The 17,758-nt window shown below is 35.8% G+C and carries 15 protein-coding genes and 1 tRNA gene; 3 read left to right on the forward strand and 13 right to left on the reverse strand.

Annotated features, from left to right (window positions below):
- Positions 1-2: 2 nt before the first annotated feature.
- The 7 genes from DBR39_RS05100 to DBR39_RS05130 all read right to left on the reverse strand — a co-directional run bounded on the left by DBR39_RS05100 (position 3) and on the right by DBR39_RS05130 (position 6,487).
- Positions 3-2,312, reverse strand: coding sequence for a TonB-dependent siderophore receptor (locus tag DBR39_RS05100; protein WP_124531136.1), 2,310 nt, complete (start codon positions 2,310-2,312; stop codon positions 3-5).
- Positions 2,313-2,444: 132 nt separating this feature from the next.
- Positions 2,445-2,798, reverse strand: coding sequence for a hypothetical protein (locus DBR39_RS05105; protein WP_124531137.1), 354 nt, complete (start codon positions 2,796-2,798; stop codon positions 2,445-2,447).
- 395 nt (positions 2,799-3,193) lie between these two features.
- Positions 3,194-3,691 (reverse strand): hypothetical protein, encoded by a 498-nt coding sequence (locus tag DBR39_RS05110; RefSeq protein WP_124531138.1) that lies wholly within the window; start codon positions 3,689-3,691, stop codon positions 3,194-3,196.
- A 237-nt stretch (positions 3,692-3,928) separates the two neighbouring features.
- On the reverse strand, positions 3,929-4,783 hold the full coding sequence (locus tag DBR39_RS05115; RefSeq protein ID WP_124531139.1) for a helix-turn-helix domain-containing protein: 855 nt from the start codon (positions 4,781-4,783) through the stop codon (positions 3,929-3,931).
- Between the two features lie 135 nt (positions 4,784-4,918).
- Positions 4,919-4,990: transfer RNA gene (locus DBR39_RS05120), tRNA-Arg, on the reverse strand.
- A 381-nt stretch (positions 4,991-5,371) separates the two neighbouring features.
- The gene (locus tag DBR39_RS05125; RefSeq protein ID WP_124531140.1) at positions 5,372-6,145 is read right to left on the reverse strand and encodes an alpha/beta hydrolase; all 774 of its coding nucleotides are present in this window, start codon (positions 6,143-6,145) and stop codon (positions 5,372-5,374) included.
- A 108-nt stretch (positions 6,146-6,253) separates the two neighbouring features.
- Positions 6,254-6,487: a hypothetical protein gene (locus DBR39_RS05130; RefSeq protein ID WP_124531141.1), complete on the reverse strand. Its 234-nt coding sequence runs from the start codon at positions 6,485-6,487 to the stop codon at positions 6,254-6,256.
- Positions 6,488-6,810: 323 nt separating this feature from the next.
- Here DBR39_RS05130 and DBR39_RS05135 point away from each other — a divergent pair, with 323 nt between their 5' ends.
- Positions 6,811-7,452, forward strand: coding sequence for an NAD(P)-dependent oxidoreductase (locus tag DBR39_RS05135; RefSeq protein ID WP_124531142.1), 642 nt, complete (start codon positions 6,811-6,813; stop codon positions 7,450-7,452).
- An 80-nt stretch (positions 7,453-7,532) separates the two neighbouring features.
- On the opposite strand, the gene DBR39_RS05140 is transcribed toward DBR39_RS05135, so the two are convergent.
- Positions 7,533-8,300: a methyltransferase domain-containing protein gene (locus DBR39_RS05140; protein ID WP_124531143.1), complete on the reverse strand. Its 768-nt coding sequence runs from the start codon at positions 8,298-8,300 to the stop codon at positions 7,533-7,535.
- A 109-nt stretch (positions 8,301-8,409) separates the two neighbouring features.
- Positions 8,410-11,202 carry an excinuclease ABC subunit UvrA gene (uvrA, locus tag DBR39_RS05145; RefSeq protein ID WP_124532040.1) on the reverse strand — a complete coding sequence of 931 codons (2,793 nt, stop codon included), beginning with the start codon at positions 11,200-11,202 and terminating at the stop codon, positions 8,410-8,412.
- A 643-nt stretch (positions 11,203-11,845) separates the two neighbouring features.
- Between uvrA and DBR39_RS05150 the strand changes: the two genes are divergently transcribed.
- Entirely contained in the window at positions 11,846-13,657 is a 1,812-nt protein-coding gene (locus DBR39_RS05150) for a TonB-dependent receptor plug domain-containing protein (protein ID WP_124531144.1), read from the forward strand.
- Positions 13,658-13,728: 71 nt separating this feature from the next.
- On the forward strand, positions 13,729-14,445 hold the full coding sequence (locus DBR39_RS05155; RefSeq protein WP_124531145.1) for a DUF2490 domain-containing protein: 717 nt from the start codon (positions 13,729-13,731) through the stop codon (positions 14,443-14,445).
- Here the strand turns inward: DBR39_RS05155 and DBR39_RS05160 are convergent.
- The 4 genes from DBR39_RS05160 to DBR39_RS05175 form a co-directional block, all read right to left on the reverse strand.
- On the reverse strand, positions 14,442-16,490 hold the full coding sequence (locus tag DBR39_RS05160) for a M48 family metallopeptidase (protein WP_124531146.1): 2,049 nt from the start codon (positions 16,488-16,490) through the stop codon (positions 14,442-14,444). The two genes, DBR39_RS05155 and DBR39_RS05160, sit on opposite strands and share 4 nt — an antisense overlap.
- 10 nt (positions 16,491-16,500) lie before the next feature.
- A complete protein-coding gene (locus tag DBR39_RS05165) occupies positions 16,501-16,947 on the reverse strand; it encodes a phosphohydrolase (protein WP_124531147.1) in 447 nt (148 codons plus the stop codon).
- A gap of 80 nt (positions 16,948-17,027) precedes the next feature.
- Entirely contained in the window at positions 17,028-17,363 is a 336-nt protein-coding gene (locus tag DBR39_RS05170) for a YegP family protein (RefSeq protein WP_124531148.1), read from the reverse strand.
- Between the two features lie 29 nt (positions 17,364-17,392).
- Positions 17,393-17,701 carry a hypothetical protein gene (locus DBR39_RS05175; RefSeq protein WP_124531149.1) on the reverse strand — a complete coding sequence of 103 codons (309 nt, stop codon included), beginning with the start codon at positions 17,699-17,701 and terminating at the stop codon, positions 17,393-17,395.
- Positions 17,702-17,758 lie beyond the last annotated feature (57 nt).

Here is a 17,758-nt window from a genome sequence, read left to right on the forward strand (position 1 = left end):
ATTTAAAATTTATAAGTAGCAGTTAGTAAATAATTTCTTGGTGTTCCCGGAAACAGCCTTAGGTAATTCTGAGCTCCGATCCAGTAGGCTTTATTGGTGATATTATTAAGGTTAAAAGCCAGCTGAACAGATTTTGCAGGAGTGTAATACAATGCAGCATCTATTGTAGTATATGCCGGAAGCTCAAAACTTCTCGTAAACCACGGAACTTTTGAACTTTGGTAGAGCATTCCTGCACCTATTCCAAAGTCTTTTATCAAATCAATGGTTGAAAAATTGTAACGTGTCCAGATATTGACAGCGTTTTTAGACGTATTTTCTTTCCTTTTTCCCACAAGATCAGGGTTGGAGTCATCCAATACTTTAGCATCAATATAACTGTAACCTCCGTAAATATGCCATTGTGGAAGAATGTGTCCGGAAAAATCGGCCTCGAATCCACGGCTTCGGTCGGCACCCCGCTGTATAAGCTCATCAGGTTCCGAAGGATTATTGGCATTGATTAAAATATTCCTCTGGTTAATCTCATAAACGGCGAGATTCAATGATATCCTGCCGAAAAGCTGAGCTTTGATTCCCAATTCTTTAAGGTCAGAAGTCAGAGGCTTAAATCTTGCTGCAGAACCTGTAAGACTGGATGTATTGGGCATTAAAGTTACCGTATTGGATTGCGGCTGATAACCGGTAAGATAAGTTCCGTATACATTGATATTATCCGTCAAGCTGTACGTAATACCGAACCTGTACAGAAGTTTGTTGTTTTGGAAAGAAGATTCATTAGACTCATTAAAATTGGTGGTGTCCTGAAACCATTCCTGACGTATGCCTGATAGTATTTTAAACTTTTTCCAGGTAAAAAGATGTTGAATATAAGCAGCATGAGTTGTTGTAAGAGCAGAAGGCAAAGGAGTGATGACATTAAGCGTATTAAAATCAGCACCCTGATAATTTTCTGCTCCCGGATTCAAATCAAATGGAGTGACGTTGGGTTTAGGAATTATGGTTCCATTATAATTGGTAGTTTGATAGTCGGAAGCCTTTGCAGGATTGTACGAAGAAGCTACAGAGCCGTTCTTTAAAAGAAAACCTCTTGCTGCATTCTGCTGACCTCCTTGACGTTTTTCCCATCTCTGACTGTCATAGCCTATTAAAGCCTGATGCTGAACAGAGCCGGTTTTAAAATTGAAATTAAAATAAGCATTCACATTATCGGTTGCCCAATTTTGTTTTCTTTGAACAAACTGCATCATTGCAAGACTGGAAAAGGGTTTATTATCTATATCGGGAACAAAAGAATTGGTTGTTCTGTGTTCCTGAAGATTTTCTCTCCAGTATTGCTTCATATAAGATGCATTGAAGCTGATATTTTTGTTAAAATGATGCGCCAAACTTCCCATTAAAATAAGTTCCCTGGTTTTAAAAAAATCATTGGGAGAGCCAAGATTTAATGTTCTGGGAGTACTGTTCAGATCAGTTTTCCCTGCAACAGCCCCGAAAATAGGCTGTCCCCGGTCCAGGGTTCCATAAAGATCATTGAAAATCATTTCTACATTCACAGATGTTTTCTCGTTGGGAACAAAGGTGAGGGAAGGAGAGATTAAAATACCGCTGTTTTTGACATGATCCCTGAAAGAATGAGCATTCTGATACGCTCCGTTAAAACGGTACAGTAGGGTTTTACTCTTATTTAAAGGACCTGTAAGATCTGTTGTGATACGGTATGTATCAAAGCTGCCCCCGGATAAACTGATCTCATGACTGGGAGTTGATAATGGCTTTTTGGTCACCATATTAATTGTACCTCCAGGATCAACACTGGACATGGTAATACTTGCCGGACCTTTGAAAACTTCTACACGCTCTATATTGGAGGTCATAGGCTGCAAGAAATAATACTGTCTTGTCCGCATCCCATTGATAATCTGCCCTTCTTCATTCTGGCTGATTCCCCGGATATTGTATTGATTGTAATAGCTGGAAGGAGAAACTCCGTTTACATTTTTCATGACATCACCAAGCTGAAAGGCCTGGCGGTCGGTGATCAGTTCTTTGGTAACCGTATTAAGCGTTAAGGGAAGGTCCTTATTTTTCATCGCAATCTTAGTAGCTGCAAAAGAATAATCGGAGGTATAACCTTTAGACTTCCTTCCGATAATTTCAACGGTTTGTACCACTGTAGATAAAGAATCTGCAGGGCGGGATTGAGCATAAAAAAATGAAGATGCTGTAATGAAACTTAGACTGAAAAGCTTCACAGAATTAGAAGGAATACATTGAATTATTCCCGAATAATAAAAATTATTGGTAATCATGAATAGAGTTGAATGGGCAATACAATAGGCCCCATTAATAAAAGGATAGTTTCAGCGGTGTGAAGAGCTAAGTATCCACGGAATAACAGTACAGATTATAGAATCTGTATGGAGAAATAAAGGCAGCGTAGATTAAGCTACCGTGAAAAATGCAGCGGGTGGAGCTCTGGAGCTGAAAAAGTCGAGAAGACAACGGTATGAAATAGCTTTTGGCTGTGGCATTTCGTTGTCATTTGTAGTATTGATTGCAAAATCCATGTCCAAAGGTTCAGGAAGAAGGATATTGTTCATGTGCATATGAAGGGCACACTGACATTCGTCATCCTGGGAAAAAGTAGGAATTTTCTCTTCTTTGGAACCTTTTTTATAGGTCACTTTACTTTTGGAGTGGTGAGCATGATCTAGGCATGTATTTACACCGCTGACGTTAGAAACGAATATCAGAAGTAAGGAGAAAACAAAAAAGACTCTGAGAAATTTTTGCATAATAGAAAACAAAAGTACAATTTAATTTGATAAAAATTGAATAGTGAATAAAAAGTAACACCTATTTTTCAGTTTTACACCAGGTAAAAGGATCTGAACGTCTTATTAATCAGTAAGAAATAATAAAGCTTTAAGGATATATAAGAGACCGCTATGTTTCAAAAAAGGTCAGATTTCGGAGAGAGTGGATGATTATACCTGAGAAAAGGCGCTGAATTTAAAAGCTCAATTACAGTTTTTCATAGCGATATGATTCAGATCATACTTCACAGCTCAGACGCTTGCTATATTTGAACCATAGAAAATTTCATATTTCTAACAAATTACAGTATAACCTCCTGATGATTCAGGAGGTTTTTTTATGGAAAACTTTAAATAGATCAAATTATTTTTTACTAAAGCTGAGAGATCTCAACATTAGCTTTTTTCTGCTTAATAAACTGAAAAACAGATCCCGCTATAAAAAGCACAAAGATGATCAAAAGGGTCTGCCCGATTATCGGATCTTTGATGTCTTTAGCTAATGGATGCCCTATTGGAACCCTTGTAAAAGTTTCGTTAATGGTCGGAACAAGGGAGAGAAAAAAGCTAAATGACAACAGAAAATTCTCAAAATACCTTGCTTTACTGGCGCTCTTTTTATAGGAAAAAAGGAAGTGGGCGATAGAAATCAAAACGATTATGAATAACGAGAACACATGTCCTGCATTGAAACCCCCATGTTTTGAGATGCCTAATGCTGAAAGTGATGTAATGAGAGTTGCATAAAAGTAGACTTTCCCGGATCGCTGATCCAGATTGATTTTACCATATCTAATAAATCCTGTGATGGCGCCAATAATGGCAAGTATACCGATAATGGTATGAAAAATTCCTAAACTTGACAGACTCATATTTATATTATTTTACTATTTGTACTCATTCAGTTTCAGCAGCAGGTCTATTTCTTTTTGCCTTCTTTATGAAAGTCTGAAGAGAAGTTATTCCCTGAAACTGATGGTACAAATTTGCGATAGAAACACAGAAATAATTTTGTGATTTAGTTCAAGTATTTGACAATTTGGTCCAAAAAAAAAGCATTCCTTATTTGAGTAAGAAATGCTTGTGCTATGAATAAAAGTGTTCGTTGATTATTTTTCTTTCTGTTTCTGGCGATAGCCAGAGGGAGAAACATGGTATTTATCGCTAAAATTTTTTGTGAAAGTTGCCAGATCATTGAATCCGCAATCCAATGCTATATCTGTAATGCGTTCATCTGATATTAAGAGTAACTCGGCAGCTTTCTCTAATTTTTTGTTTCTGATATAATTGGCAGGCGTGTCATTATATAACTTTGTGAATTCCCTTTTAAAGGATGATATACTTAGATTGCTTTGTTCTGCAAGCTGTTCAATGGTTAGCTGTGAAAATAAGTTGGCTTCAATGATCTGCTTAAAAGAGTAGGCCGTTGGGGAGAAAAGTTGTGACAAGATCTGCTGAATTGCCTTTGCATTCTGTGATTGAGCCAGCAATAGCATGATTTCTTTTAATTTAAGAATTAAGATATCTTCATTAATGAGTGAAGGATTTTCAAAATAAAAAAGCAATCCTTCTACATATTTTTGAATAAGAAAATCGTTATTTATTTTCTCACTTGATTTATTCGAAACTATATTGACAGGCTTCTGAAGTAATAATGGTATTTCTCTATCGTAGATTCTTTTCAGTATATCCGGGTAGAAGGTAACGATCACGATCTGACAATTATCCTCTGACCTGGAATTTTGAATATGCTTTCCAGAGCTGATACAGTTGAGAAACAGAGAATAATGGGTAGAAATATCAAGCTCCTGATCATCTATTTTATATTGAAATTCTCCATTGAGAACATACAGAAAACAGGCTTGCTCGGAAACCGGGAAATCAAACCTAAATGGTGTTGCCAGATCAATTTTTTGTATTAAAGTCTTTCCAAACAATTCGTATTTTTTGTAGTCATTCAGCATAATCTATGAGGTTGGTTTTTGCAGATATTTCCAGGTAAAAGTATTGAGTTTTTATAGTTTTTCGGCACCAAAGCATTGAGATGAGTATTATTCATGGTATTGATGAGGGGGAACCTAAACAATATCAATCTAAAATGACCTCACCAAGAATCGAACTTGGATCTAAAGTTTAGGAAACTTCTATTCTATCCATTGAACTATGAGGCCTTTTTAAATATTAAAATTACAAATTATTCTTAAACATAGTAATGATCAATATATCAATAGAAGGGATAGGGTTTAACTGCAGATTGAAAAGAGTATTTACATAAAAGAATCTGCCCTTTAGGGGCAGATTCAGTAGATAAATACATCTCATTTTTTTAATTAGACAACAATAAAAAAGCACAGCCGACAATGCTGTGCTTAAATTTTTATTTCAAATTTAATTGCAATTTCAATAGTAGTAAGAAAAGCAAATAAAGTTTCCACTTCGATGTTTATTACATAGTAAATGTAGTAATAATTTTAATACGAAATATGAATTTAATGTTAAAATTCACAAGTTATCCACAATTTTTTGTGGATAACTTGTGGGCTTCTGCAAAACTATTGCTCAGAGAGATATTTTAAAACAAAATCATGTAAGACTTTTTTCTCTTCATTATTTCCTTTATTGTCCATATGACCGTGATTGATTGAGGTCTGCTGCACAGTGATATGATACTTTTTCTGTTCCTCTTCACCGGGCAATACTCCTTCATCTGCCGGATAATCATTGGAGCGTAATGTATAAATTTTAGGAACAGAAGTTCTCGGCAGGAACATTCTCCGGTTATCCATTGTGATCAGTTTATATACCAGGTTAGGATGCTGATTAACGAATAATGCTGCCATGTCACCACCATTGGAATGACCTATTAATGTAAGATGTTTATAATCGAGTTCCGGGTTTGTCTTCTTAAGTTCATGAAGTACAAACAGAATATTATCTGAACCATTCTGCCAGAAAGGTCTTCTTACCATCTGTAAATTACCTTCTACCGGTAACAGACTATCGGTGGTAAGCTCATGCTGAATGCTTACTGTAAAATATCCTTTAGAAGCCAGCTTTTCTGTTAAATAAGAATATACAAAATAATCTCCGCCTTTATTGAAACCATATCCATGATTGAAGATAACAACCTGTTGGTTCGGAATCTTTTTATTGGTCTTAGGGATGTAAAAGGCAACGGGAATCTTGCGGTGTCGGCTCTGATCAAATAGGGTGAGAGTATCCAGTTTTACTTCATAATCAGTGACGTGGTCCGTATTTTTATGGAGTGAACAATTGATCAAAAACAGAAAGATGGGAAAAATGAAAAGATTTTTTTTATACTGCATGAAAGAATAATTAGGTCACAGGAAACTATTTTTTACTGAAAATTTTGATAAAAATAATAAAAAAAGAGCGATAGAAAACCGCTCTTCAATTGATTCAATCAGTTATTTTTATGAGTATACACATCCGCATCCGGTTTCCCATTCCATGCAGTCACGCATTGGTTCATGGCAGTTTCCTCCCGGAGTTCCGCCACCTGTAGATCTGTAGCAGATTCCTCCGGAGCAATAATATGATCCTGAAACTGCTGGACATCTTCCCTCAGCATCGCAGTCTGCATAAGGAAAATCACCTCCGTTTATTAATAGTAAATGATTTCTCTTTAATTTTTTTAAATTTTTCATAACAATTGATTTTGAATTGGTTAATTACGAATGTATGAAAAAATATAATACTCATTAATGTGATTTATTGTGCTTGAAATAAAATTCGGCTTTTTGTTTATGAATCAAAAAAATAATTAATTTTATATCATTAAAATCTCGTAATACATATTACTATTATTCAGGTATTACTGTAAACCTGAAAATCTTAGGTTCAATTTTCTGAGCCCAATACTTTTATTATATTAAAACTAAAGCAAAGACAATCCGTTATTTGTCTTATTAATAGTCATAAGCAAATGAAAAGCTGCTGATTATTGATGCTTAATATTTAAAAAATCATTATGAATACCTATAAAATTGCCATCATCGGCGGAACAGGAAAATCTGGTCAGTATCTGGTACAAAATCTTCTTAAGAAAGGATATTCCTTAAAAATGTTAGTAAGAAATCCTGAAAATTTCACCATCCAAAATCCCTTAATTGAAATAATAAAGGGTGATGCAAGAGATAAAGTATCTATTTATTCTTTAATCGAAGGGTGTGATTTGGTAATAAGTACATTAGGACAGCCAAAAGGGGAGAAATCTATATTCAGTGATGCTGCGGAAAATATCATTAAGGCTATGAATTGCTTTGGAATAAAACGCTATATCGTAACTACAGGTTTGAGTGTAAATACATCATCTGATCAAAAAAATGAAAGGGTAAAAATGGCTACAGACTGGATGTATGAAAACTATCCTGAAACGACTGAAGATAAACAAAAAGAATACGAACTTCTTCTTGAAAGCAATCTGGACTGGACTCTGGTAAGATTACCATTGATTCACCTTACAGAAGAAAGATTTGCCACTGAAGCATGTCTCACTGACTGTAAAGGTGAAAATATAAGTGCTGCAGATCTCGCAGCGTTTTTACTTTCTCAAATTGATCATTCTGAATACATTCAGAAAAGTCCGTTTTTATACAATCTGAAAGACTAGAAAATTGGGATATATTTCAGTCATTTAATGAAGAAGCTGCCACATGATGTGGCAGCTTCTTTAATAATATAAAATATTCTTTATTTTTTGCGACCATACATGAGTATTCGCTTAAATGCATAGATAGCCGGATATTTTGTAAACCTTTGGGCTATGCGGGATTTAAATTCGGTAATAAAACTTTCTTTTTGTTCTCCTTCCAAACGCTCTAAATAAGGCAACAATGCCGTTCCTGAAATAAATTCATATAAAGCCTCGTGATCATCTGCAATGATAGGATAGACCTTCTGGAATATTTCAATGTCCTGAATTCCGTTGTCAAACAGTATCTGTGCATAATCATCCATTGAAAGCACCGGGGAATCACGGTTGAAATGATTTAACTGTGACACATAAGGTTCTTCATCTGCCATTTCCGTTAGAATCTGATTCAGGATATTTTCTTTCTGAACGGGCATCTGGATCGCTAACTGCCCTGCAGGAGATAGCATTCCAATGATTTTAGGGAATAAAGTTTCGTGATCATCCGCCCATTGAAGCGCTGCATTACTGAAAACAAGATCCCATTTTTGATCAGACTGTGCCGTTTCTTCAATAGTCTGAAGCTGAAAGTGTAGATTCTCGTTTTCATACTTCTTCGATTTTTCAAGCATCTCCGCTGATGAATCGATTCCTAAAAATGTAGAACCTGTCAGTTTTTCTGTTAAAATAGAAGTCTGTTCACCAGTACCACAGCCGAGGTCAATAGCTTTTATATTGTTCTCAGGCTTAATTAATGCGGCTAAATCGTAAAAAGGTTTGTAACGTACATCTTTGTACTGATCGTATAATTCAGGATTCCAAGGCATAAAAATAATTTTGAAATGATCATATAAAGATAAGAGAATCTATCGTAAAATAAGTTCAAAAATCCTGATTATAAAAAAAGCGACCGTTTCTAAAACAGTCGCTTTTAATTTATTGTTCAAGCTTTTCCTTGATGTATTTTGCGGTATAAGACTTTTTATTTTTTGCCAGATCTTCAGGTGTTCCTGTAAATACAATTTCTCCACCGTGTTTTCCTGCTTCCGGACCGATATCAATAATATAATCGGCACATTTGATGATATCAGGCTGGTGCTCAATAACAATTACCGAATGCCCAAGATCAATCAGGGCTTGTAATGATTTCAATAATTTCTGAATATCATGGAAGTGAAGTCCTGTGGAAGGTTCATCAAAGATAAATAATGTTTTATCCGTGGTAACTCCTTTTACAAGGAATGAAGCCAGTTTTACACGCTGTGCCTCACCGCCGGAAAGAGTAGAAGAGCTTTGTCCCAGCTGCAGATAGCCCAGACCTACTTCCTGTAGAGGCTTCAGTTTTGTTACGATCTTCGTTTCATTATTGTCTTTAAAGAATTCCAATGCTTCATCTACCGTCATGTGAAGGATGTCAGAGATGTTTTTCTCATCAAATCTTACCTCCAGGATCTCATTCTTGAATCGGGTGCCTTTACAAACTTCACACTCCAGCTCGATGTCTGCCATGAACTGCATAGAAACATTGATCACGCCTTCTCCTTTACATTCGTCACATCTTCCGCCATCTACGTTGAAAGAGAAATGTTTAGGCTTGTAACCCATCATTTTTGCTACTTTCTGCTTGGCAAAAAGATCACGAATATCGTCGTAAGCTTTCAGATAGGTTACAGGGTTTGAACGGGATGATTTTCCAATTGGATTCTGGTCGATCAGTTCAATGTTTTTGATCAGTTTTTTCGGGAATTCAACAGAATCATAATCTCCTTTTTTACCCCCCATTCCTAATTGGATCTGAATATCGTTGGTCAAAATTTCCTTCATCAAAGTAGATTTTCCACTTCCGGAAACTCCCGAAATCACGACCAGACTTTCCAAAGGAACGTCTACGTCTATATTTTTAAGGTTGTTCTGACGGGCTCCTTTGATGTAGATCCATTCTTTTGCTTTTCTTCGCTTCTTCGGAACTTCTATTTCCAGTCTTCCGGTAAGATATTCTGAAGTAAGGGTGTTGGCTTTTTTCAGATCTTTATAATCTCCTGCAAATACCAGCTCTCCACCAAGATAACCGGCTTCAGGGCCAATATCAATGATATAGTCAGCAGCTCTCATGACATCTTCATCATGTTCTACAACAATCACGGTATTACCAAGATCACGAAGATTTTTCAATACTTCGATCAGGTTTTCAGTATCTTTTGAATGGAGTCCGATAGAAGGCTCGTCAAGGATGTAAATAGAACCTACCAAAGAACTTCCTAAGCTTGTTGCCAGGTTGATTCTCTGACTTTCTCCTCCAGAAAGGGTATTGGATGTCCTGTTTAATGTTAAATATCCTAACCCTACTTTTAATAAAAATTCCAGGCGGGTTGTGATTTCATATAATAATCGTTTTGCAACCTCTTTATCGTGTTCTGAAAGCTTTAATCCATTAATTACCGGAGCCAGTTCATCCAAAGGAAGTTCAATCATCGATTGGATATTGTGTCCGTCTACTTTTACCCAGGTTGTTTCCTCACGAAGTCTTAACCCTTCACAGGTAGGACAAAGCGTTTTTCCTCTGTAGCGGGAAAGCATTACTCTATACTGGATTTTATAGAGGTTTTCTTCAAGCATTTTGAAGAAATTGTTGATGCATGGGAAATTACTTTTTCCATCACCTTTCCAAAGGAAGTTTTTCTGTTCTTTTGTTAATTGGTGATAAGGCTTATGAATAGGGAAGTCGCCTGCTTTTTTGATGAAGTCTTTTTTCCATTCACTCATGGTTTCACCTCTCCAGCATACGACAGCATCTTCATAGATGGATAAAGTTTTGTTGGGAACAACAAGATCTTCGTCAATTCCGATTACTTTTCCATATCCTTCACATGCAGGACATGCTCCGTACGGGTTATTAAAGCTGAAAAAGTGAACATTCGGCTCAAGGAATTCCATTCCATCCAGTTCGAATTTATTGGAGAATTCTTTTACTTTTTCAGTATCGGTATTTTTTAATGAGCAATAGCCGCGTCCTTCATAGAATGCCATCTGAATAGAATCCGCGAGTCTTTGTAAAAAGCTTTCATCTTCTTCATAAGAAAAACGGTCAATCACAAGATTGATCTGCATTCCTTTTTCCGGAGCAAATCCAAAGCTTTCCAGATCTTCGATTCCGGCTACATTTCCACTGATCTCAAGTCTTGTGAAACCTGCCAGTTTTAAAATATTCAAAGTTTCTTTAAAATTGTCAGCATCATATTCCAAAGGTGCCGTTAATAGGAAAGAAGTCTCTTTTTGGGAGGCTTTAATGAAATCTATAACATCAGAAACCGAATCTTTTTTTACTTCTTCACCGGAAACCGGAGAAAAAGTTTTCCCGATCCTTGCAAATAAAAGCTTCATATAATCATAGATCTCCGTAGAAGTTCCTACGGTAGAACGAGGATTGGAAGAGATTACCTTCTGCTGGATGGCAATAGATGGGGCAAGCCCTTTAATGTCATCTACTTTTGGTTTTTCTAATTTACCCAAAAACTGACGTGCATAAGAACTCAAACTTTCAACATATCTTCTCTGTCCTTCCGCATAGATCGTATCAAAAGCCAAAGACGATTTACCGCTTCCTGAAACTCCTGTAATCACAATCAGTTTGTTTTTCGGGATCAGGACATCTATATGTTTCAGATTGTTAAGATGTGCATTCTTAACAAAGATCTGTTTTTTTATGTCTATTTCTGCTGTTTTAGCCATATTTTGTTTATTCATAAAGTAACTGTGCAGTAGTAAGGACTGCCAGTATAATGGTGTTTTGCCTCAGAATACTCCGGAGCGGTCATCAATTGAACTCTTATATCTATTCCTGAATTCATCCGGTCTTCTATGACAGCATTTTGTAAGAATGATGTGAGAAATACAGTTGAAAAAGAATCTTTCCATCGTAAAATTAAGACCCACAAAATTACGAATTTTTACTGAAAATTTTATCTATATCTTATTGTTAAAAATTATTATAATGAAGCTTAAACTAGACGGATAAAATGGAAATAGTATGCGTTGGAAATAGAGAAATGACATGTGTTTTGTGGAATTATTTTTGTTTTACTATTTATTTTACAGTGTTTTATAGAGTTTTGTAAAACACGTTATATTTTTTTATTTAAGTATTGTTTTATGTTTTAAAATTATTTAAAATTGTATTCATAAATATGTAATAGAGAAATGAGAAAATTATTCAGAGATCTAGTTACACATTTAATGAGAAAAAGATAGAACTACTCCCTCACACAGATGCAGCATTATGCTGCATCTTTTTTTATGACAAGTATCATTTGTCTGTCTTGCTGAACTCCCTTACTTTTGGAACCTGTTATTAAAGAAAACTACGGAACCGATTATGATCAAAAAGATAGGAAGTGTTTTTTTTCTGGGATCTCTACTTTGGGTAAGTGCACAGGAAAAGACAACGGATATTGAAATCATCGAATTTCAGGGAAAATTCATTTCTACACCTTATAAAAGCGCCAATCAGAATATCAGTGTTATCACGAGGGAAGATATTGTGAATTCTCCGGCTAAAAGTATAGACGAAATTCTTCAGCAGGTACCGGGAATGGATATCAGAAGGAGAGGTGCCAATGGGGTGCAGAGTGATATCAGTTTCCGTGGAAGCTCTTTTGAACAGGTTCTGCTGCTTCTGAATGGTATCAGAATGAACGACTCCCAGACCGGACATAATAATATGAATATTCCGGTAGATCTGGATGACGTAGAAAGAATAGAAATCATAAAAGGACCGGCTGCCAGACGTTTTGGACAGAATGCTTATGCCGGGGTGATCAATATTATTACCAAGACAACTCCCGGAAAAAGAGTAAAAATAAGTGCTGACGGAGGGGATTACAGCACCTATGGTCTTGGATTCAACGCGCAGATAGGAAATGAAAAATTCACCAATTCCCTTCAGGCGAATTCTGCTTCTTCAGAGGGGTATATGTTCAATACTGATTACGAGATCAGAAATGTTTTCTATCAGGGGAAACTGAATATTAAAAACGGAGATGTAAGAGTACAGGCGGGTTTCTCAGAAAAAAAATTTGGGGCCAATGGATTTTATGCTTCCAGTACAGCTACAAAACAGTATGAGGAAACGCAGGCTTCTATCGTCAGTGTGGCTCATCAGCAGACTTTTGGAAAACTGAAACTTAATTCAAATGTATATTGGAGAAGAGGACAGGATATGTATCTTTTTGACAGATGGAATCCTGATATTTACAGGAATATGCATATCGGGAATAACGTAGGAGGTGAAGTGAATTCCAGCTACCAATGGGGATTAGGAACAACGGGAGTAGGAGTAGAGCTGAGAAAAGAGTTTTTAGCCAGCAGTAATTTGGGAAACAGAAACCGTTTCGTATCTCAGGTTTTCTTTGAACATCATTTTTCATTACTGGATAAAAAACTGAATATTACTCCGGGAATTTCATGGGCTAATTATTCTAAAGAAGGAAACTTCTTCTATCCTGGGCTTGATGTAGGATATAACTTCAATCCTAATCATAAAGTATATGGAAATATCGCTAAAGTACACCGCATCCCGACTTTTACGGATCTTTATTATATGAGTAAAACGGAGCAGGGAAATCCAGATTTACGCCCTGAAAATGCCGTTTCATCCGAGGTTGGATATCAATATCAGAATAGTAAGATTTTAGCTAAAATCAGTGGGTTTTTAAGAAACTCCAGCAATTCTATTGACTGGGTGAAAAAAGATATCAATGATAAAATCTGGTTTGCAGAAAATGTAGGAGATATCAGAACCAAAGGGATTGAAGCAGAGTGGAGTCACAGACCGATGGACTGGTTAAAATATACGGTTGGATATACTTATATTGACAGCAAATATGAAGAAAAGAATGGCCTGGTTTCAAGATATATTCTGGACAATCTGAGACACCAGCTTGTTTCTAAATTAGAGGTGAAATTCCTGAAATACTTTACCAATGAGCTTGTTTATAGGTATAATGAAAGAGTAAATCTGGGAACCTATAATCTCTTAGATGAGAAACTGAGCTTTGCTAAAAAAGACTATTCGGTGTATGTGTTGATTAACAATATTACCAACACACAATATACGGAAGCATTTGGGGTAGCAATGCCGCAAAGGTGGTTCCACATTGGGTTTTCTTATACAATTAATATTAAGTAGGTGTTAATTTAATATTAATGAAAGTTAATATTAACAAATTGTTAAAAAATATACATTTGCAAAAATTTTTTATGAAACGTCTTTTAGGATTAGGTTTACTACTTGGAATTTCTTTTTTTAAAGCACAGGAGCACATCTCCAGCTTCAATGCAGTGACTCTGACCTACAAGTTTCATCCGAAATTTTTCCTGTATGCCGAAGGACAGCTGCGTGGTAACGAAGATTATACCTACCCTGATTATTATGAGATAAAAGGGGGCTTAGGGTATAATCTTACCAAAAATCACAAACCTTTTGTAGGACTAGGAAGATACGTCAACTATAAAGAGCACAGCTTAAGCAGAGAGGAGTTCAGGGTATGGCTTCAGGACGTTATCGATATTAAAAAAGGTATCGTAAAATTTGAAAACCGTTTCCGAGCTGAAAAGAGCTGGTTCTACGAGCCCAAAACAGATCTGACCTCTCAAAGAATGCGTTACAGATACCGTCTGAATGTAAGTGTTCCTTTAAATGCGAAAACCATCAAGAAAGGAACTGTTTTTGCGAATGCCTACGATGAAGTTTTCTTTGTAACTCCGATGAAGCCTACTTTTGCCAGAAACAGAGTCTATGGCGGTTTCGGCTATCAGATCGATGATTATTTTGGAATCGTGAGCGGATATCTGTGGCAGCGTGAATTTGAAGCGAAAGGAAACAAAAACTTACATTTCGTTTACCTTGCTTTAAACATCAATATCGACGGAACAGACCATCACACGAAGACTTACGACTTCCCGGGTGCGGATTAATCCTTATTTAATCCTGACTGAAAAGTTAACAGCTCAAGCTTAGAATTAAGATAATGATCATTCAGTAATGTCTGATATTTTTCAATCACTAATGAGATGGCATTTACTTCATGCTCAAGGTATTTGTCTTTGTTGAAATAAATGTACTCAGAGTTTACAAATTCTTGTAAAATGTTTTTATCTTCAGTCTTTAAAGCTTCTTTATAAGCTGATTTTTCGATCAGTTCTTTAGTCTTTAATTTAAAAGGTTCTTCTGCTTTCAACAGCTTGGCTCTGTGTTTACGGATTTCTTCAAAAGGTAAAGTAACTGCCATAAACTGAAGGTATACTGTGAAGTCATTAAGATTTTTTTGAAAATCATCAAATTCCTTATCAATTACCGCAAATTTCTTGTACTTGCTAAGGAGCTCTTTCTTAATATCTTCATTGGAAATACTGTAGTAGTGCTTAAAAATCGCTTTATCATTTTCCAGAAGTTCTTCTTTTACCCTTTTCAGTTCGTTTTCCAGTTTTGGAATAAGGGTTGCAGCATCTTTTGCTTTGTATAAGCTGCCATTAAATCTGAATGTTTTTATTTCTTTCGGATACGAAACGAGATATTGCAATGTCTGAATATCACTCTCTATTCCTGATTTTTCGTACACTAAAGATACTTTTTTGTCACTGAAAAGATCTGTATCATGATGAAAGGCAGCTTCGGAAATTATAGATTCAATATTTTCTATAATTGGATGATGTCTTTCATAATATCCATTGAAATTCGCACTGAAGTTCTGATAGATAGTATTATCCAGATAAAGCCTGATGAAAGTTTCATCCTCTATTACTTCTCCTACGTTTTTTACAGTGCGTAACGTAAGGTATTTTGAGGTCATGATTTCGCAGATTTTATCATATCCGCTGATGATCTCTTTTGCATATCTGTGGTCTGCAGCTGTATTCCTGGTTTCGTTTGTTTTAATCCTTTCGATTCTTTTTAAAATATCAGGATGCGAAGTCCACTGATCTTCAATTTCTATTCTGGATTTATTATAACGGGTAAGATCTTCAGCATCTATTTTGGGAAGCCCGTTTATGTAAGGATGATTATTCCTTTCAGATAAAATCTTCATTAAAGAAATCTGGTTTTTATACAGATCTTTTGGAAGGTATTTTTGATGACTTTCAACATAGAAATTAAAAGAATGGTTGAAAGCCAGATCGCTTAATTCCAGCCTTAATAAAGAGGAAGACTGCTCTTCAGGGTTAGTAATATAAGTGGAAATAGCATCTGCGTGGTATTCCATTTCTCTTTGCAGGGAAGCATGATTTTTGAAAAGAAAACTGGAGATACTTTTAAGAACAGACTGAAATGCATTGATGAAACTGACTGAAATGAGGCCAAAAATTTTAAAAATGGCATTCCCTCCTGAAAATTCCAAGATGAAGTTTTCATAATCTTTATTATTGTAAACCGTTTCAAAAATTATTTTTTCAGCCTGGTTCACATAACCGCCGACTTTCATGCTTTTTTGAGAGAAATGCCCAAATTCGTGAGCCAGAATTGTTCTTAATTCTCCTACACTTGTAGAGTTTATGAGGCCAACGCCAATTGTTAGATTTTTCTTTACCGGCAGAAACATACTCCAGAAAATAGAATTATAGCTTACACTGGCATTTACATCCGGAGAAAGGAAAACTTTTTGGGGAGCTTTCACATTTGTTTCTGCTACAATTTCATCAATAATAGCAAACAGTTCAGGCTGATGAGATCTGTTAACTTCCAGCAAATGACGCGTACTGTAGTGGTTTTTTCTGAAAATAAATTTAATGAGAAAGATAAAGACAAAAACTCCCACACTTAGTAATCCTGCCGCCCCAAACAATGTAAAATAGTTGATAGAAACGCTTAACATTTTTACTGCGCCATACCCCAATAAAAATACCATTAGAAGAGAAGCAAGTATGAGTACGAGATAGATCAGGAAAAAAACTGAAACAGATACAATAGCAGAGACCAGCTTAGATTGATAAGCTGATGAAATTTTGGGCAGGTTATTAGTCATGTGTTTTTTATTAATATTTCTCTATCAGATAACGATAGGCTTTCAGGTATTTGTTAAATCTTTTGATATCCTTCGGAGTAAGCTCTCTGTTTACTCTTCTAAGGTCCATATTATCACGCAGGTCATTCAGTTTTACGGCAACAGAGAGAAGAGATCTTTCCGTTCTTTTAATGAAGTCATCGTAATCTTCTTCCGGATCAAACTTTGTAAGGCAGCTGATGGCGAAAATAATGTATTCAGGAAACCCTTCAGATCTTAAATAATCCAGGCTGAATTCCAGCGGATGGTCCTCTACAACATCGTGGAGAACACCTACGATCTTTTCATCCAGTGTTTTACCATAATTCATCACCCGCATTACGTGGCCGATGTAGGGAGCATGGTATTTGTCGGTTTGTCCTTTATGAGCCTTATCGGCAATTTTGATTGCTCTATTCAGTAATTCTTCTTTTGTCATTTCTAATGAAAAATAGAATACAAAAATAAAAAATGCCTTAAAAAATAAAGCATTTTTAGTAAAATTATTTTCAGATGATTTTACAAATTGGCGTCATCCTCTATGTGAGCATGTGGAGCATTGTTTTTTACAGATTCTATTCCGTTTTCCATGCCGTTATCAGATTCGTACATCTGGCTGGTGCCTATGATCTGTCCGTTTCCAGCTTTAAGATTAAAATAGCACCTGCCGTCATTGGCGGTATTTCTTTCAAACTTTGAATCTTCCTGTGCATTGTTTTTTACAGACCCTATTCCGTTTTCGCAGGATGGTTTTGTACTGTATCCCTGGCTGGTTAAAATAACCTGTCCGTTTCCGGCTTTAAGGTTAAACTGAAAGTCTCCGTTTACTCTTTTCGAGATAATGAATTTTCCCATGATAATAGTTTTTGAGTTTGGTGTTGTAATTATTTTGATGGTATTAGTTTTTTTTGACTCGCCTGAATTTTGTCTGGAGTAATGGCGTTTAAAATTTTGTATTGTGAATAGTCCTTTGAAGGTTCTTTTAAGGCAAGATATGCAATTGTATCACCAGGCTTTTTTACCAGTATTTTATACAATCCTTTCTGCTGCTGAGTAAAAGCCATTCCAAAATTTTTAAACAAATCTTTATTCTGGATTTTTGCAGTATCTGCTTTAGGAAAAGGTATTAATTTATCTCTTTTTTGTGCTGTCAGAGCAGCAGATATTAGGAGTAGGGGAAATAATGTCTTCATATGATGTTTTGCGTTTTGTCGTTTTTACTTATAATAAAATTAGCAAAAATTATTGAT

The organism is Chryseobacterium sp. KBW03, assembly GCF_003852415.1.
GTDB lineage: Bacteria > Bacteroidota > Bacteroidia > Flavobacteriales > Weeksellaceae > Chryseobacterium > Chryseobacterium viscerum.

Coding starts and splice junctions, on each gene's coding strand:
- DBR39_RS05100 (WP_124531136.1), bottom strand. CDS start 2,312: ATGATTACCAATAATTTTTATTATTCGGGAATAATTCAATGTATTCCT.
- DBR39_RS05105 (WP_124531137.1), bottom strand. CDS start 2,798: ATGCAAAAATTTCTCAGAGTCTTTTTTGTTTTCTCCTTACTTCTGATA.
- DBR39_RS05110 (WP_124531138.1), bottom strand. CDS start 3,691: ATGAGTCTGTCAAGTTTAGGAATTTTTCATACCATTATCGGTATACTT.
- DBR39_RS05115 (WP_124531139.1), bottom strand. CDS start 4,783: ATGCTGAATGACTACAAAAAATACGAATTGTTTGGAAAGACTTTAATA.
- DBR39_RS05125 (WP_124531140.1), bottom strand. CDS start 6,145: ATGCAGTATAAAAAAAATCTTTTCATTTTTCCCATCTTTCTGTTTTTG.
- DBR39_RS05130 (WP_124531141.1), bottom strand. CDS start 6,487: ATGAAAAATTTAAAAAAATTAAAGAGAAATCATTTACTATTAATAAAC.
- DBR39_RS05135 (WP_124531142.1), top strand. CDS start 6,811: ATGAATACCTATAAAATTGCCATCATCGGCGGAACAGGAAAATCTGGT.
- DBR39_RS05140 (WP_124531143.1), bottom strand. CDS start 8,300: ATGCCTTGGAATCCTGAATTATACGATCAGTACAAAGATGTACGTTAC.
- uvrA (WP_124532040.1), bottom strand. CDS start 11,202: ATGGCTAAAACAGCAGAAATAGACATAAAAAAACAGATCTTTGTTAAG.
- DBR39_RS05150 (WP_124531144.1), top strand. CDS start 11,846: ATGATCAAAAAGATAGGAAGTGTTTTTTTTCTGGGATCTCTACTTTGG.
- DBR39_RS05155 (WP_124531145.1), top strand. CDS start 13,729: ATGAAACGTCTTTTAGGATTAGGTTTACTACTTGGAATTTCTTTTTTT.
- DBR39_RS05160 (WP_124531146.1), bottom strand. CDS start 16,490: ATGACTAATAACCTGCCCAAAATTTCATCAGCTTATCAATCTAAGCTG.
- DBR39_RS05165 (WP_124531147.1), bottom strand. CDS start 16,947: ATGACAAAAGAAGAATTACTGAATAGAGCAATCAAAATTGCCGATAAG.
- DBR39_RS05170 (WP_124531148.1), bottom strand. CDS start 17,363: ATGGGAAAATTCATTATCTCGAAAAGAGTAAACGGAGACTTTCAGTTT.
- DBR39_RS05175 (WP_124531149.1), bottom strand. CDS start 17,701: ATGAAGACATTATTTCCCCTACTCCTAATATCTGCTGCTCTGACAGCA.